This is a genomic window from Aquipluma nitroreducens (assembly GCF_009689585.1).
Taxonomy (GTDB): domain Bacteria; phylum Bacteroidota; class Bacteroidia; order Bacteroidales; family Prolixibacteraceae; genus Aquipluma; species Aquipluma nitroreducens.
In genome coordinates, this window is the sequence record NZ_AP018694.1 from 5,605,820 (window position 1) to 5,621,557 (window position 15,738).

The window sequence follows — 15,738 nt, forward strand, 5'->3', positions numbered from 1 at the left end:
ACGATGGAATTTCTGACCAATATTCTGGAAAACAGCACGATGCCATGGCTATCGGCATTGGTGCTTGGATTAATGACTGCAATCAGTCCCTGTCCGCTGGCCACCAACATCACGGCGGTAGGTTTTATCAGCAAGGACATCGAAAACTGCAACCGTGTTTTCGTTAACGGATTGCTTTATACATTTGGTCGGGCAATTTCGTATACCGCCATTGCTCTTATCATTTTTTTGGGTGCCGATCAGTTTAAATTTTCAGGCTTTTTTCAGCTTTACGGCGAAAAAATTGTAGGTCCGTTACTAATTATCATCGGTTTATTTATGCTCGATGTAATTAAAATCAAGTTTCCGGGAATGAGCAAGTTGACCTCTAAAATGGAAACAAAAACCAAATGGGGTTATTTTGATGCCATTTTACTCGGGATGATTTTCGCACTCGCATTCTGCCCTTACAGCGGGGTCCTGTATTTTGGAATGCTTGTTCCAATGACCGTTGCAAGCGCATCAGGACTATATCTTCCATTGGTTTTCGCTCTGGCTACCGGCATTCCGGTAATCATTTTTGCATGGATACTGGCCTTTTCGGTTGGTTCAATTAGTGGAGTTTATAACAAGATGAAGAACTTTGAAATCTGGTTCCGACGAGTGATTGCTGTACTCTTTATTGTGGTGGGTATCTATTACATCATCAGGGTATTCTTCTAAAAAAATTTGAAAATATTGTTCGTTGTTTTACGAACAAAATTAGTCTATAAAAATGAAAAATGAAAAAAATACGATCTGGATACCACTTGCACTTCTGCCAATCTGGTTCCTGATCTATCACAACCTCCAACCTGTAACCGATTGGATTATTGACTCAATATTTGGCATGACAAAAGGAGCGCATCTTACTGAAGCACTCCGGTTCTTCGTTTTCGAGTTCCCCAAAGTGATGCTTCTGCTGACACTCATCATTTTCTTTGTAGGAATCATCCGGACTTTCTTTACTCCTGAACGAACCAGAAAAGCGCTGGAAGGTAAAAAAACATTTACCGGCAATGTGATGGCTGCAACGCTGGGTATCGTTACTCCCTTTTGCTCATGTTCGGCCATCCCGCTGTTTTTAGGTTTTGTCGAATCAGGAGTTCCGCTTGGCGTCACGTTTTCGTTCCTGATTGCTGCGCCAATGATCAACGAAGTCGCCATTATTCTTTTATATGGATTGTTTGGCTGGCAGGTTGCCGCTATTTATGTTGGAACAGGATTAGTCATCGCTATTTTAGCTGGCTGGGTGATTGGCCTGCTGAAGCTTGAAAAATGGGTAGAACCCTGGGTGTACGAAACTCACATGGGCGATAGCGATTCAGAAGAAGAGAAACTCAGCTTTGAGAAACGAATCAAACTCGGATACGATGCTGTGAAAGAAATTGTAGGCAAAGTATGGATTTATGTGGCATTGGGAATCCTTGTAGGCGCTGGCGCTCATGGATATGTTCCTGAAGATTTTATGGCCGCGCTAATGGGAAAATCAGCGTGCTACTCTGTTCCACTTTCGATTTTGATTGGTATCCCACTCTATTCAAATGCAGCCGGAATTGTCCCGATTGTTTCGGTACTGATTGAAAAAGGTGCTTCGCTTGGAACAGCATTAGCTTTTATGATGTCGGTGATCGGGCTTTCATTGCCCGAAATGGTTATTCTCAGAAAAGTATTAAAACTGCCGTTAATATTTACCTTTATTGGTGTTGTAGGCGTTGGAATAATGATTGTTGGATATTTATTTAATTACATTTTTTGATAACATGAAAACAACAGATAAACCCATCTTACAGGATTTTCATATTGAAGGAGTGAAGCATATCAATCCTTCGGATGCACTGGAAGCCATAAAAAGCGGTGAAGCCGTAATGCTTGATGTTCGTGAAATCAACGAAGTTAAACTGGAAAGCGTTCCACTCGATCGTGTTCTAAATCACCCAATGTCGGTGATTATGGATCGGTTGTCCTATATCGCCAAAGACCAAAATATTATTGTTGCCTGTCCGGGCGGTGTTCGGAGCGTTAAAGTTGCCAACTTGCTCCTCATGCACGGCTATCCAAGTGTTGCTAATCTGGAGGGCGGATTAACAATGTGGAAAGCAAAAGGATTGCCTTTTGAAAGCAATCTGTCGTTTGGCGGATGTGGCTGTAATTCAGGCACAAAATTAAATACTAACGATACACCATTGAAAAACAGTTTTACTGCTAACGATTTTAAAAATCTAAAACGGATCTAAAATGAAAACAAAATACCTTCGACAACTATTACTGGTGATCCTATTGATTGGTGCTTTAAATACAGGCAATGCTCAAAACACAACGCAGAAAGAGAAACAAAATCCTGCAACTGAACAACAAAACAATGCGGCAAAATACAAAGTAACCTTTATTGAGCTTGGTTCAGTACGCTGTATCCCTTGCCAGAAGATGCAACCCGTTATGAAATCGATTGAAAAAAAATATGGGAAACAAGTAAAAGTGGTCTTTCACGATGTGTGGACAACTGAAGGAAAACCCTTTGCTGCTCAATACGGCATTGAATCTATCCCAACCCAAGTGTTTTTAGATGAAAATGGCAAAGAGTTCTCCCGGCATGTGGGTTATTTCCCTGAAGAAGAATTGGTAAAAATATTGAAGCAACAGGGAGTAAAATAAATGTACTTAGCCAAATTAAGTAATTGAAATGAAATAATGTCGCATTTTAATTCGTGTTTTTATCCTGACTCACCCCGCGCATCTGCGATGCTTTGCCCCTCTCTCGCGAGAGAGGGGCGGAACGTCCGCTTTGCGGACGGAGGGGTGAGTACTTTTGAAAATACGACAATAAATTGTTCTCATTACTTAATAGAAGTTATTAGTTTGGCTAAGTACAAATGAAATTACAAAAAATTATAGCTGATTGAGTTAGTTTATGCAAACAACAAGTTGAAGGTTGCTATACCTGAAAGATAACCAATTAGAGCCAGCAAACTGATCTTTTTCAGATACCAGATAAAATCAATCTTTTCGATTCCCATTGCAGCAACACCGGCAGCGGAACCAATAATCAGAATACTACCTCCTGTTCCGGCACAATAAGCAAGTAATTCCCAAAATGTTCCATCCTGAACGAAAAATGCTTCGTAACCGGTTGCTCCGGGAAGTGCAATATCGTACATCCCCATCGATCCGGCAACTAATGGCACATTGTCAACTACCGACGATAAAATACCAATGGCAGAATTGATGAGATAAACGTTGCCCAAGTGATCGTTGAGCCAACCCGACATAATGTTCAAATGACCTGCAGATTGCAAGCAAGCTACTGCCGATAAAATACCAAGAAAAAAAAGTACTGTTGGGGTATCTACTTTTCGTAAAATATTATAAACTTTCAGTTTACTGCTAACTTCGTGTGGTTTCGAACGATGAATAACTTCAGTAAGCATCCACAGTAAACCCAATCCAAGCAGCATTCCCATGTAAGGAGGCAAATGGGTAACAGTTTTAAAGATTGGCACAAAAAGTAAGGCGCCAACTCCGGCAAAGAAAACAATTATTCGTTCATGATTTGGTGTAGCAGATTCTTCATTCTTCATTTTGTGTGGACGTTCAACCACACCTTTCATCCAGAATGAAACAATTGTCAGAGGAACTACAATACTCACGATACTTGGCAAAATCACCTTGGCAATAATCGACATTGCCGTTATTTGGCCTCCAATCCATAGCATGATCGTAGTTACATCGCCGATGGGTGACCACGCACCTCCGGAATTTGCAGCAAGAACAACCATCGACACATAAAACCAACGGGTTTTCTGATCAGCAATTAACTTTTTAAGCAATGCCACCATCACGATTGTGGTGGTTAGATTATCCAATACTGCCGACATGAAAAACGTGAGAATTGCAATAATCCAAAGTAATTTAACTTTATTGGTGGTTGTAATCTTATCGGTTATAACTCTAAATCCTTCATGTTGATCAACTATTTCAACAATTGTCATTGCTCCAAGCAGGAAAAACAAAATCTCGGAAATTTCAATCAAATGATGCTCAAGCTCCTCAATAACAAAATGATAAGGAGAATTCAGAATGTTGATTTTATCCGACCATCCGGAATCCAACCATTGACCATCTGAGAGAGCTGGTTTTATGTGATCCAAAATGTTTTTTACCTGGTTTCCAAATTCCGCCCACGAAGGACTATAACCCAGACTCAGGATACTATCAACATTTAAAATATAAACAGTCCAGGTAAGGACTCCAATAATCAGAGCCGTTGAGGCTTTATCAACTTTTAAGGGATGTTCGAGAGCTATTGCCACATAGCCAAGCACGAATATCAGAAGAATGAGGTAAAACATAGAAATTTATATTAAATAATGATTTTAAAAGTTACTTTTCAATATGACGAGATTTAAAATATTTCGATTTAAGAAATTTTTCCTCTAGTTCAGTTGATATAGTTGCAGGATTAGTTAATGGCATATCTCCATCAAACAAATCATATCCTAAAAGTTCTGACTTTTTCAATTTCTCGAAAACTGGCAATTTTGTTCTATTTGTAGTTTCAATATGGTTGCCCTTTTTGTCAATCAGAATAATTTTAGGTAAAAACGCACCTTTTCTTCCAATAAAAGCATCCATAATTTTTACTGCATTGGCAAATTCTTTCTTTGTGGATCTTCCAAGAGCTTCATAACGTAGCAATTCTTTTCCGTCCCAGGTAGTTACCGTAGCGTAACTTTCAGAGATTTTATTGTCAATATGAGTTTCTAAATTTAAAGTATCGTATCCTGATGGCATTAAAAGTACTTTACCGCCACCACCTTCAATGTTAACAGCATATCTTGGCATGGTCACACCGGAAATCCATCCCTGCAAATGTTTCATGTAAATTTCACCAATTTGGATAGGTGTAATAAAGTGCATAATACCCTTTTCTTTATGGCACTGTAAAAGATAATACGGATGAACTCCAATCCAGAACATTCTTCGGAAGGTCTCAGCCAGGGTTTTATAATAATCATTCACATGATTTAATAATACGGTCTGATTCCGGATGGTGAAACCATGTTTGCGGATTTTCTTTACGGCAAGCGCTAAATCTTCGGTAATCTCATGATAATGATTAATATGTGTCATGAAATAGACATATTTATCAATGCCCTTATTGTATTTATTCGCAGCAGTATTAATTAATTCGAGCAAGTCATCTGTTATTGCCATTGGCAATACAACAGGCACCCGTGTCGCAATTCTTATAACACGCACATGAGGTATTTTGCTTAATTCTTCGAGCACATATTGAAGACGACTTTTACTTATCATTAATGCGTCACCACCAGTAACAAGCACTTCGTTAATATTTCTATTATATCCGATATAAAACAAACCCTTGTTTATTTCGTCCTTGTTTACGTCGACAGTACCATCTAATGATTTAGCCCGCTGACAATGTACACAATACGAAGCACAACTCGTATTTTCGGCAACAAAAAGCGCAACCCGGTTAGGATAGCGCTGATAAGCAGCTCCATAGCTTCTGGAACCTTCACTCATTGCTCCTTCCGAACCGGTATCGGGAAATAAAAGATTAGCAGGAGTAGGTACACTTTGCCAAAAAATTGGATCCAGCCTTTTGTGCGATTTTTCTCCGGGCAAAAGAACCGGATTAAAAGGGTCGGCTTGCATAAGGGTTGCATAATACGGTGTAATCCGTAACGCCTCCTTTCCCTCACTTTTTAATGTTCGTAAAGTTCTTTCGATTTCAGATTTTTGGAAAGGATTTAATTTAATTACTTCCTCCAGAACTTCAATATTTCTTATTGAGTTTTTAATTTGCCAACCTGCATCATTCCATTGATCTACAGTAACATTCTTCCAGATCTCAATTGTGTTGTATTTTCTCGGCTCGAAGAATAACTTGTCTTGATTTTTTATCATAACCTGAATTAATTTATCAGTGCTCGAAATTCACCGTATCTCCTCAAAATCAAAATGTTAAATATTGATCAAGAGGATCTGCTAAAATTCATTAATACATTGAGATCATCGTTTTAAACCAGATTGTGGGCGGATATGGTTTCACTAATTGTATAAGAATTCCGGGAAACCGATAAGTTTTAGTATAAAGAAGATAACAGCGACACCGGCAATTAGAACCAAAAAACCAAATTTATTCCAGAACTGATTCTTTTCATTTTCTTCCATGATATGATATTTTATTGTAATTTGTAACTGATTCAAAATTACCTTAGCCAGCAAGACCATAAATTAAAGAACGGTTAAAATTGAAACAAATGAATCAACTGAATGCCAAAATACTAGTTGTAGAGGATGAGCCAAAGGTTGCTTCGTTTGTCAAACGAGGACTTGAGGAGAATGAATTTTATAGCGAAATTGCTTCTGACGGTTTGATGGGCAAACGAATGTTTGATTCCGGAGACTATGACTTGATTCTTCTCGATCTTAACCTTCCGTACAAAAATGGGATCGAATTGTGTAAAGAGATCAGGAGTAGTGACCAGAAAATACCCATATTAATGCTAACCGCATTGGGAACTACCGAAGATAAACTTTCGGGATTTGATTCAGGTGCTGACGATTATCTGGTAAAACCATTTGAATTTCGAGAACTTCTTGCCCGTATTCGCGCACTTTTAAAAAGAACTTCGATTGCCGAAACCGGCGGAAACATATTGACACTTCTTGATCTGAGCGTAAACCTTAACACTTATGAAGTGACACGAAGTGGAAAAAAGATTGACCTTACCCAAAAAGAATTTGCCTTGTTGGTATACTTGCTCCGAAACAAGGGAAAAGTCGTTTCCAGAATGGATATTGCCGAAAATGTTTGGGACATTAATTTCGACACCGGAACGAATATTATTGATGTTTACGTGAATTTCCTTCGAAAAAAGATGGATAAGGATTTTTCGCAGAAACTAATTCATACACAGACAGGTGTTGGCTACATTCTAAAAGATTAAACGAATGAAACTATATATACGCTCACGACTAACCATCCAGTTTACCTATATCGTTTCATTTATTCTAATTCTGTTTTCTTTTATTATCTACTATTTTTCGGCCAGTTATCGTGAAGCTGAGTTTTATACCCGATTGGAAAAGAAAGCATTAACGACGGCAAAACTGCTGATAGAAGTTAAAGAAGTAGATTATGAACTGCTTAAAATTATCGATAAAAATACCTTGAATGCACTTCATAGTGAAAAAGTAATGATATATGATGATCAGGATCGTCAGATTTATAATAGCTTGGACGATGATTCCATACAAATCTCAAAACCATTTCTCGATAAAATACGACAATTAAAGAGCATCCGCTACCACGAAGGTGAAAATGAAGCTGTTGGGCTGATTTTTAATCTAAATTCCGATCACTATGTGGTAATCGCCTCGGCTTACGACAAATACGGAATAATAAAATTGCACAATCTGATTTGGATCATATTGGTTGGCTTTTTCATTAGCATTGCGTCAACGGTTTTCTTTGGCCGGATTTATGCGATAAAAGCTCTAAAACCGATGTCGGATGTAGTAAAACAGGTCGATAAAATTACCATTGCCAGCTTAAACATGCGGGTAAACGAAGGCAATGGAACGGATGAAATAGCCCAACTCGCCATTAAATTTAACCAAATGCTTGAACGGTTGGAATCAGCTTTCGAAATGCAACGGAGTTTTGTTTCCAACGCCTCGCACGAGTTGCGCACCCCGCTGACTTCAATTACCGGACAAATAGAAGTTTCGTTAATGAAACCAAGGGCTCAAGTGGAATATGCGGCCATTTTGGAATCGGTGCTTGAAGATATTAAGAACCTGAATGCTCTTTCGAACGGGTTGCTTGACCTGGCGAAAGCAAGTTCCGATATTTCTGCAATAGCGCTGCACCCTTTACGAATTGATGAAATTCTATGGGAAACAAGAGCTGAACTTATTGAACGGAAAAGCGACTATAAAATAGCCATCGAATTCAGTCAACCCATTGATAATGAAAACGAATTAATTATTCTTGGAAACCATCATTTACTTAGGACAGCCATTATTAATCTGATGGATAATGCGTGTAAGTTTTCAAACGATAAATCGGTTAAGATAGCCTTATCAATAAAAGACGCAGACATTGTTGCCGAATTTATTGATCGCGGCATGGGCATTGAGCCAACAGATATGGACAGTATTTTTCATCCTTTTTTCAGGGCCCAAAATGCAAAAAATGTAACCGGCAACGGACTTGGTTTATCTCTCACCGAAAAAATAATCAGCATACACCGGGGAAAAATCGCCATCGAATCGCAGCTTCTGAAAGGTACAAAAGTCACCATCAGCATTCCATTTATTTCCTGAACCGGTCAGATGCAACAGTTTTAATTGGAAAAGAAACAGGTTATGATTCTTTGGGGAGGTTCTTATCCAGATTTATCCCCACTTTTCCCAAAAATACATTGCCAAATGTCATCATCAGGATGGTTAAAAATATGATCTGAGTTATTAATCCTTTGTTCATGGAAGGAAGTAGTAAATCTTCAGGAATATTCATAAACAACAGAATGGTTATCAACCCTCTTGGCGCAAAAAACAACAATGGATTCAACGGAGTTTTAATAACCGTTTTGAAAAATATAGCCCGTAAGATAAAAATCGATACGGTAACTAAGGAGGCAAAGATAAGGCTATCTATATCCAACACATCAAAGATATTGGTATAAAAACCAAACATGATGAAGAAGAACGAACGGATGATAAACGTTAATTCGCCGGTGATGTGCTTGAAAGAAATCAATTCGGAATCGAAACTCTGAAAATCAATCACTTTAGAGGAAAATTTATTCCGAAAAAGGTGATTGTTATTCATGACCAACCCAAAGATTAAAACAACCAAAAGCGAAGGCAGGTGCGCCAATTTTGCCAACGAATAAACCAAAATAATGGCTGTGGTTATAATGATATATTTAACATGATGATTGATTTTATGAAGGATATACGCCAGCGCGGAACTAAACACAACTGACAGTATTATCGTTGCCAATATCTCGAAGGCAAATCCGACTAACCCTTTACCAATTGAAGTCGTATTTGCAATGATAAAATCGAATGCCAGAATTCCAAAAATATCAGAAATTGAACTCTCATAAATCACAAATTCCTTGTCGGTTTTTATTAAGCCCGAGGCTGATGGAATAGCAACTGCGCTACTGATTATACCCAATGGGATGGAATTAATCAACGATTGCCTCAACGAAAAATGATAAATATAAACCAGAACAAGTGTAATGAGAGTCACAAAAACCAAGAGTAATACGATAGAAGAAGTAATTGAATTAGCAATCAGCTTCTTCTTCGAAGAATCAATCGTCAAATCCAGACTTCCTTCGAGAACAATTAAAATTAACCCGATTGTTCCCATAATCGGCAATAACACCGACAAATCCGGAATTTTAACATTAAGGTTATCGGTTAACGAATTAATCAACATTCCGGTGACAATCAAAAGGATAACCCCAGGTATCTTAGTGTATTTCGCCGACAATTCGAAGATATAGGAGAAAATTACAATAACGCAAAGCGCTATAAGTATATAGTAGGTCATAAATGATTGGTTAAATGATTAGCCTAATATTGTCACTACAAATAGCAGGTGCTTCAAGTTCATTTAGCTTAGTTTTACCGCTCATATGGCATGTATTTGAACAGGCTTGCTTGTAAATTTAATAAAATTCAGCATCCCACAGGCATCAGAGGAATATATCTCCTTACTTTAGCCAGGTTTTAAGACATTGCCTCATTTATGTTCATTGGTTTCTTCAGACGATTTTAGTTTAGAAAATTTAACATTTTACAACAGCATAATTTGCCGTCTAATTTTTCATGAAAAAAATTGAAATACTTATTTTCGGCGCATGAGATTATATTCTGAAAACTTAACCGATTAACGACAAACATGAAAACACAAGCCCTTTTTAGAAGTCTGGTCATATTAATCATTTGCGGATTACTATTTTCATGTCAGAAAAAAACAACGAATCCATCGATAGTCCGGTCAGGTAAGTATAAACAAAGTGTGGTTGAAGCCTACAAAAAAGTTGGCTTATTCTGCGCGATTAATTACATTCCGGGATTAACAGTTGCAGTTTCAATTGACAATCAATTGGTTTGGGCCGATGGATTTGGTTATTCCAGTGTCGAATTAAAAACAAAAGCCTCACCTACCCATAGGTTTCGCATCGGGCAGGTTTCTGAATTAATAACTACTTTAACAGCATCCAAACTTTACGAAGAGGGCAAATTAAAATTTGATCAGCCTGTAAGCCAACTGTTACCTGAACTGGCACAAAAGCCAACTAATTATACCATTTATCAGCTTGGCGTCCATGCCTCCGGAATCAGAACGGAGAAAACTGCCGCCGGAAAAGGCAATACAACGAATTATGAAACGCTGATACCTTCTTTCATTAGCGATTCCCTCTTGTACGAACCAGGTATTTACACTTTACATACCGAACTTGGATTCGATCTAATTGGCTACATTATTGAAAAAACGAATAAAGATTCATTCACAAGGATAGCAAAGAAGACTCTTATCGACGCACTTAAATTGTCGAATACCATCCAGGATAATCCATACTCGATTATTGAGAATAAAAGCAACACTTACGACTATGATTATATGGCACAGCCAATGGTTGCCGGTTCAATTGACCTTCGGAGTAAAGAAGCCTCTGCCGGATACCTGAGTTCTGTTATTGACATGGTTAAGATGGGAAATACACTGTTGTACCCAGGGTTTCTGAAACAAGAAACAATTGATCGGATAACAAAACCATACGTTTTGAAAAACGGTAAAACCTCATCATTTGGATTCGGAATAATTGTTAACCAGGATAATGAAGGAAAAACATTTCTTGGACAAAAAGGCTCTGTAAGTGGTGGAAGTTCTGCCCTGTTAATTTTCCCAGAAGATAAAATCGTGATTGCCATGTCTGCTAACATTGGTGGTGGTTCATGGGAACTTCCGGTATTCGAAGTCGCATCAATTTTTCAGAATCAATTACATCCTGAAAAGAAAGCTAAAACTCCGGAAGACTCAACACCCAAAGATCCTGAGAACAAATAAAGCCAAGTCGTTTCACAATAAAAAAATCCGAAAGATATGATCAGTCGATCACCGTCCGGATTTTTTATTGTGCATTGCTTACAACCCGACCTTTACCAGAAAAATCGTGGATCCTGTTTACATCATTGCGTTTCATTCTGTTGCCCAAAGGTAAACAGCTAAGAATAGTTTACATTACTTTAAACAATTCGCCTACTGAACAACATGAATAAATATTACACTGAAAAACATCAATTCGTTTGAATAGCCTTAACTTTGAAAACGCTGAAAAACGAAGAAAGGTAGAAGAGTAAACGAATAAAAAAGCACTAATGCTATAACTATTAACTAATTATATTCCAACGCCATAGACTACATTAAATACAGATAATATGGACACAACAAAAAAAATGACTTTGTGGGATCAAATATCAATAGGTAATCCTGAAATTGACCATGATCATAAGGAATTATTTGAAATCTATAATGATTTGGTTGACCTAATTGAATTCAAAAAAAATCGCGATAATTTTGCTGGTATTCTTACAAAAATGACAAATTATAGTTTGATGCACTTTAAAAAAGAAGAAAGGTATATGAAGAACTTATCTTTTCCGAAACTCAATGAACATATAAAGCATCATCAAAAATATATTTATAACGTAGCCATGTATAATGCTGAGCTATTAGGAATAAATCCGCCTGATCCTGAAGAAATTATCACTTTTTTGAAAAATTGGTGGATCAATCATATCTTGAAAATTGACATTCAATATGAGCAATTTAAAAAGGAAAATGCAATAAATTCTGATTACTAAAATAAAAACCTAGGAAGTAATAAAAAAATCCGGAAGGTATGATCAGCCGATCACCTTCCGGATTCTTTATTATTTTTCGATTGACTTTTTCCGAATGACTTGCTATTCTACCAGGCAAATAAAGGAAGATCTTTCATCATTGCATTCACGCGTTTACGAACCGAAAGAATCACTTCTTCATTGTCTATGTTACTCAATACCTCGTCAATCAGATCAACAATAAGCGACATCGAATCTTCCTTCAAACCACGAGTTGTAATGGCAGGTGTTCCAACACGAAGGCCTGAAGTCGTGAATGGTGAACGGCTATCGAATGGAACCATGTTCTTGTTGATGGTGATATCGGCACTCACAAGTGCATTTTCAGCCTGTTTCCCGGTTAAATCAGAGAATTTAGTACGAAGGTCAATCAACATCGAATGATTGTCGGTTCCTCCTGAAATCACCTTATATCCTTTAGCCATAAAAGCTTCGGCCATAACCGCAGCATTCTTTTTCACCTGAGTTTGGTAAACTTTGTATGAAGGATCGAGCGCTTCTGCAAACGAAACTGCTTTCGCTGCAATAACATGTTCTAACGGTCCGCCTTGTTGTCCGGGGAATACCGAAAAATCGAGTACCTGCGACATCATTTTGGTAACACCTTTTGGTGTTTTGAATCCAAACGGATTTTCAAAATCTTCGCCCATCAGGATAATACCACCACGTGGTCCGCGCAAGGTTTTATGAGTTGTTGAAGTTACAATGTGTGCATATTTAACCGGGTTGTCCAACAATCCGGCAGCAATCAAGCCTGCAGGATGTGCCATGTCAATCATCAGCATAGCGCCAATTTTATCAGCAATGGAACGCATACGGGCATAATCCCATTCGCGCGAATAAGCAGATGCGCCGCCAATAATCAGTTTAGGTTTGTGTTCCAAAGCCAAGGCTTCCATTTCGTCGTAATCAACCATACCGGTTTCTTCCTTTACATGGTAAGCAATCGGATGATAAAGTACGCCCGACGAATTAACGGGAGAACCATGAGAAAGGTGACCTCCGTGAGCCAAATCCAGTCCTAGAAAGGTATCACCAGGATTCAGGATAACAGCTAAAACTGCCGCATTGGCCTGAGCACCAGAGTGTGGTTGAACATTGGCATAAACAGCGCCAAAAACTTCCTTGATACGATCGATAGCCAGTTGTTCGGTCATATCGACGAATTGACAACCGCCATAATAACGGTGTCCGGGATATCCTTCTGCATACTTGTTGGTCATAACCGATCCCATCGCTTCCAGAACCTGTTGGCTGACAAAATTTTCAGAAGCAATCAATTCGATTCCGCTGATCTGACGCTGACGTTCTTTTTCAATGATCTCAAATACTTTGGTATCTCTTTCCATTACGGTAAAATATTGGTTAAAATTGAGGGTGTAAATGTACAATAAAAACAAGCTGTCGTAAAAATGAAGTTATTCAAAAAATGAGGTATTTTTGAACAATTAATCATTCGTTAAGATGAAGAAAAAACCAATTCTATTCGAGTCTGCCAGTATTTTCAGCATAATTGGAAGTAGCATCGGATTTATCAGCATGTTCATATCTACTTTCTTTTCCCGGATTGTTACCGAAAAAATCACTTCGGTTACGAATATTACGGCCACTGAAAAGCTAAGTCCGGTTTATTTTGCCACATTGATGGCTGCATTTTGCATTTCCTTGGTTGGAGCAATTAAACTATACCGAATGCAACGGGCTGGCCTTTATCTTTATCTTACAGCCCAAACAATGATCCTGTTTCTGCCGGTGATCTGGCTTGGAAGTAATTCATTCTCGACCACCAATGCCATTTTCACCTTGATCTTCGCGGGAGTTTACCTGGCTTATTACAAATCACTTAAGGATTGATGGATCGATGGTTGTATGGTTGTATGGTTGGGTGAAAAACAATACTCTGATATAAATTTCTTAAAACAATTAAACCTAAAACCATTCAATTCCAGCCAACAATCTTGAAACTAGAATCCACTTGCAACTACATAGTATCTATTCAAACGACAAATCTGCCATTGTATCGCGGTAAACTGAAAAAACCCTTGCCCTGGAGATAAAACCAATGTATTTACCTTCGTCCAAAACGGCCAGGTTATAACGACCACATGATTTGAATTTATCAACAATAACCTCCATTGGATCATTCGGTGATATAAAAAATTCGGGCATATACATCAAGTCGCGAACACTGATCTTTTCGTACAAATCCTGCTCAAAAATCAAGTTTTTTATATCATTTAGCTTGATCATCCCTTCGAGCATTCCGTTTTCGTCAACTACAGGAAAAAGATCACGCTTTGATCGAGCAATAAAATAAGTCATTTGACCCAGATTCAGATCAGGCGTTAAAATCTCAAAATCAGTTTCAATCAGTTCTTTTGTATTCATAAAGTGCATGGCAGCCTTGTCCTTATGGTGAGTAACCAAATCGCCTAATTCGGCAAGTCGCTTTGTATAGATTGAATGTGGTTCAAACCGTGTAATTGTTACGTAGGCAACAGTTGCTGAGATAATTAGCGGAACAAGCAATTGATAACCACCTGTTATCTCAGCAATTAGAAAAATACCAAGCAATGGAGCATGCATAACCCCAGCCATCAGTGAGCCCATTCCAACAAGTGCAAAATTTGCATCAGACAATTTCAAACCCAAAAAGGTATTCAACGAAAACGATAAAAAGTAACCGCCAACGGCTCCCATAAATAAAGTTGGAGCAAAAATACCACCAACTCCCCCACTCGATGTGGTAATAGACATTGCAAATACCTTAAACACTAAAATAAGCACTAAAATAAACATTAAGAAATAAGGGTCTGATTTCCAATCAAAGAATAGCGAATTATTCAATATATCAGCCCCATTACCATTGAATATCTTATTGATCGACTCATAACCTTCACCCCACAACGACGGGAAAACGAATATCAATACTCCCAGGGTAATGCCACCAAATAATAGTTTAGTATAAATGTTGCTGATTTTTTTGACAAGACTTTCAACATACATTCCTACTCGTGTAAAGTACAATGAAATGAATCCACTTAAAATACCAAGCAGAATATAATAGAGAAGGTTGTCGTAATTAAACTGATTTTCAAGTGAAAAATGGAACAAGACTTCGTTACCCATGAAGAAATAAGCCAAAGAAGCAGCCGTGATTCCAGAAATAAGAAGTGGTATCAATGAACCCATTGTAAGGTCGAGCATCAGAACCTCAAGCGTAAACATGATTCCGGCAATTGGAGCCTTAAAAATGCCAGCAATGGCACCAGTAGCCCCACAACCAATTAACAAACGCATTTGATTTTCATTCAAACCGAACACTTTTGAAATATTGGAACCGATAGCTGCTCCGGTATACACAATTGGGGCTTCAGCTCCAACAGATCCTCCAAATCCAATCGTAAATGCACTGGTAATCATTGAAGAAAACATGTTATGTGCTTTGATATGACTACCTTTTTTGGAGAGAGTAGATAAAATTTTGGAAATCCCGTGACTGATATCATCTTTAATCAAGTATTTCACAATCAATACGCTGATCAGGATACCAATCATAGGATAAGCCAGGTAAAAAAAACTTTCAGACGAAGTGCTGAAGTGTCGAGTCAAAAAATAACTGACGTAATGAATGAAATTTTTCAGCATAAAGGCAGCTGTTCCGCTAACCAAACCAACCAACAGGCTTAAAATATAAATCTTATTCTTTTCAGTAGTTTCTGAGAAGAATTTCTGTATTCTTTTTATCATTTGTTCTAT

The 15,738-nt window shown here is 38.0% G+C and carries 15 protein-coding genes; 9 read left to right on the forward strand and 6 right to left on the reverse strand.

Translation table 11 applies throughout. The annotated features are described in order from the left end of the window. Window positions 1–3: 3 nt before the first annotated feature. Genes AQPE_RS23395 through AQPE_RS23410 form a run of 4 tightly spaced genes read left to right on the forward strand, consistent with a single transcriptional unit; the run spans window position 4 to window position 2,673 of the window. Window positions 4–702, forward strand: coding sequence for an aromatic aminobenezylarsenical efflux permease ArsG family transporter (locus AQPE_RS23395; protein WP_318348897.1), 699 nt, complete (start codon window positions 4–6; stop codon window positions 700–702). Between the two features lie 52 nt (window positions 703–754). Beyond that, window positions 755–1,777, forward strand: a complete 1,023-nt coding sequence (locus tag AQPE_RS23400; protein ID WP_318348898.1) for a permease — start codon at window positions 755–757, stop codon at window positions 1,775–1,777. A gap of 4 nt (window positions 1,778–1,781) precedes the next feature. Further along, window positions 1,782–2,255, forward strand: coding sequence for a rhodanese-like domain-containing protein (locus AQPE_RS23405; RefSeq protein WP_318348899.1), 474 nt, complete (start codon window positions 1,782–1,784; stop codon window positions 2,253–2,255). 1 nt (window position 2,256) lies between these two features. Then, window positions 2,257–2,673, forward strand: coding sequence for a thioredoxin family protein (locus tag AQPE_RS23410; protein ID WP_318348900.1), 417 nt, complete (start codon window positions 2,257–2,259; stop codon window positions 2,671–2,673). Between the two features lie 254 nt (window positions 2,674–2,927). On the opposite strand, the gene nhaD is transcribed toward AQPE_RS23410, so the two are convergent. The 3 genes from nhaD to AQPE_RS23425 form a co-directional block, all read right to left on the reverse strand. Next, window positions 2,928–4,367 (reverse strand): sodium:proton antiporter NhaD, encoded by a 1,440-nt coding sequence (gene nhaD, locus AQPE_RS23415; protein WP_318348901.1) that lies wholly within the window; start codon window positions 4,365–4,367, stop codon window positions 2,928–2,930. A gap of 31 nt (window positions 4,368–4,398) precedes the next feature. After that, on the reverse strand, window positions 4,399–5,949 hold the full coding sequence (locus AQPE_RS23420; protein ID WP_318348902.1) for a KamA family radical SAM protein: 1,551 nt from the start codon (window positions 5,947–5,949) through the stop codon (window positions 4,399–4,401). 144 nt (window positions 5,950–6,093) lie between these two features. Next, the gene (locus AQPE_RS23425) at window positions 6,094–6,216 is read right to left on the reverse strand and encodes a hypothetical protein (protein ID WP_318348903.1); all 123 of its coding nucleotides are present in this window, start codon (window positions 6,214–6,216) and stop codon (window positions 6,094–6,096) included. An 89-nt stretch (window positions 6,217–6,305) separates the two neighbouring features. Here AQPE_RS23425 and AQPE_RS23430 point away from each other — a divergent pair, with 89 nt between their 5' ends. Next, window positions 6,306–6,995, forward strand: coding sequence for a response regulator transcription factor (locus AQPE_RS23430; RefSeq protein ID WP_318348904.1), 690 nt, complete (start codon window positions 6,306–6,308; stop codon window positions 6,993–6,995). 4 nt (window positions 6,996–6,999) lie between these two features. Then, a complete protein-coding gene (locus tag AQPE_RS23435) occupies window positions 7,000–8,376 on the forward strand; it encodes a HAMP domain-containing sensor histidine kinase (protein WP_318348905.1) in 1,377 nt (458 codons plus the stop codon). A 40-nt stretch (window positions 8,377–8,416) separates the two neighbouring features. On the opposite strand, the gene AQPE_RS23440 is transcribed toward AQPE_RS23435, so the two are convergent. Further along, window positions 8,417–9,619 carry a cation:proton antiporter gene (locus AQPE_RS23440; protein WP_318348906.1) on the reverse strand — a complete coding sequence of 401 codons (1,203 nt, stop codon included), beginning with the start codon at window positions 9,617–9,619 and terminating at the stop codon, window positions 8,417–8,419. Between the two features lie 351 nt (window positions 9,620–9,970). Here AQPE_RS23440 and AQPE_RS23445 point away from each other — a divergent pair, with 351 nt between their 5' ends. Beyond that, window positions 9,971–11,143, forward strand: a complete 1,173-nt coding sequence (locus tag AQPE_RS23445; RefSeq protein ID WP_318348907.1) for a serine hydrolase domain-containing protein — start codon at window positions 9,971–9,973, stop codon at window positions 11,141–11,143. 371 nt (window positions 11,144–11,514) lie between these two features. Then, window positions 11,515–11,940 carry a bacteriohemerythrin gene (locus AQPE_RS23450; RefSeq protein WP_318348908.1) on the forward strand — a complete coding sequence of 142 codons (426 nt, stop codon included), beginning with the start codon at window positions 11,515–11,517 and terminating at the stop codon, window positions 11,938–11,940. 107 nt (window positions 11,941–12,047) lie between these two features. Here the strand turns inward: AQPE_RS23450 and glyA are convergent, their stop codons facing one another. Next, window positions 12,048–13,328 (reverse strand): serine hydroxymethyltransferase, encoded by a 1,281-nt coding sequence (gene glyA / locus AQPE_RS23455; RefSeq protein ID WP_318348909.1) that lies wholly within the window; start codon window positions 13,326–13,328, stop codon window positions 12,048–12,050. 115 nt (window positions 13,329–13,443) lie between these two features. Between glyA and AQPE_RS23460 the strand changes: the two genes are divergently transcribed. Next, window positions 13,444–13,833 carry a hypothetical protein gene (locus AQPE_RS23460; RefSeq protein ID WP_318348910.1) on the forward strand — a complete coding sequence of 130 codons (390 nt, stop codon included), beginning with the start codon at window positions 13,444–13,446 and terminating at the stop codon, window positions 13,831–13,833. 138 nt (window positions 13,834–13,971) lie between these two features. Here the strand turns inward: AQPE_RS23460 and AQPE_RS23465 are convergent, their stop codons facing one another. Further along, the gene (locus AQPE_RS23465) at window positions 13,972–15,729 is read right to left on the reverse strand and encodes a chloride channel protein (protein WP_318348911.1); all 1,758 of its coding nucleotides are present in this window, start codon (window positions 15,727–15,729) and stop codon (window positions 13,972–13,974) included. Between the last annotated feature and the right edge of the window lie 9 nt (window positions 15,730–15,738).

What these genes read in the sequence shown, in the direction of transcription:
- AQPE_RS23395 (WP_318348897.1), top strand. Translation starts at nt 4, where the DNA reads ATGGAATTTCTGACCAATATTCTGGAAAACAGCACGATGCCATGGCTA.
- AQPE_RS23400 (WP_318348898.1), top strand. Translation starts at nt 755, where the DNA reads ATGAAAAATGAAAAAAATACGATCTGGATACCACTTGCACTTCTGCCA.
- AQPE_RS23405 (WP_318348899.1), top strand. Translation starts at nt 1,782, where the DNA reads ATGAAAACAACAGATAAACCCATCTTACAGGATTTTCATATTGAAGGA.
- AQPE_RS23410 (WP_318348900.1), top strand. Translation starts at nt 2,257, where the DNA reads ATGAAAACAAAATACCTTCGACAACTATTACTGGTGATCCTATTGATT.
- nhaD (WP_318348901.1), bottom strand. Translation starts at nt 4,367, where the DNA reads ATGTTTTACCTCATTCTTCTGATATTCGTGCTTGGCTATGTGGCAATA.
- AQPE_RS23420 (WP_318348902.1), bottom strand. Translation starts at nt 5,949, where the DNA reads ATGATAAAAAATCAAGACAAGTTATTCTTCGAGCCGAGAAAATACAAC.
- AQPE_RS23425 (WP_318348903.1), bottom strand. Translation starts at nt 6,216, where the DNA reads ATGGAAGAAAATGAAAAGAATCAGTTCTGGAATAAATTTGGTTTTTTG.
- AQPE_RS23430 (WP_318348904.1), top strand. Translation starts at nt 6,306, where the DNA reads ATGAATCAACTGAATGCCAAAATACTAGTTGTAGAGGATGAGCCAAAG.
- AQPE_RS23435 (WP_318348905.1), top strand. Translation starts at nt 7,000, where the DNA reads ATGAAACTATATATACGCTCACGACTAACCATCCAGTTTACCTATATC.
- AQPE_RS23440 (WP_318348906.1), bottom strand. Translation starts at nt 9,619, where the DNA reads ATGACCTACTATATACTTATAGCGCTTTGCGTTATTGTAATTTTCTCC.
- AQPE_RS23445 (WP_318348907.1), top strand. Translation starts at nt 9,971, where the DNA reads ATGAAAACACAAGCCCTTTTTAGAAGTCTGGTCATATTAATCATTTGC.
- AQPE_RS23450 (WP_318348908.1), top strand. Translation starts at nt 11,515, where the DNA reads ATGGACACAACAAAAAAAATGACTTTGTGGGATCAAATATCAATAGGT.
- glyA (WP_318348909.1), bottom strand. Translation starts at nt 13,328, where the DNA reads ATGGAAAGAGATACCAAAGTATTTGAGATCATTGAAAAAGAACGTCAG.
- AQPE_RS23460 (WP_318348910.1), top strand. Translation starts at nt 13,444, where the DNA reads ATGAAGAAAAAACCAATTCTATTCGAGTCTGCCAGTATTTTCAGCATA.
- AQPE_RS23465 (WP_318348911.1), bottom strand. Translation starts at nt 15,729, where the DNA reads ATGATAAAAAGAATACAGAAATTCTTCTCAGAAACTACTGAAAAGAAT.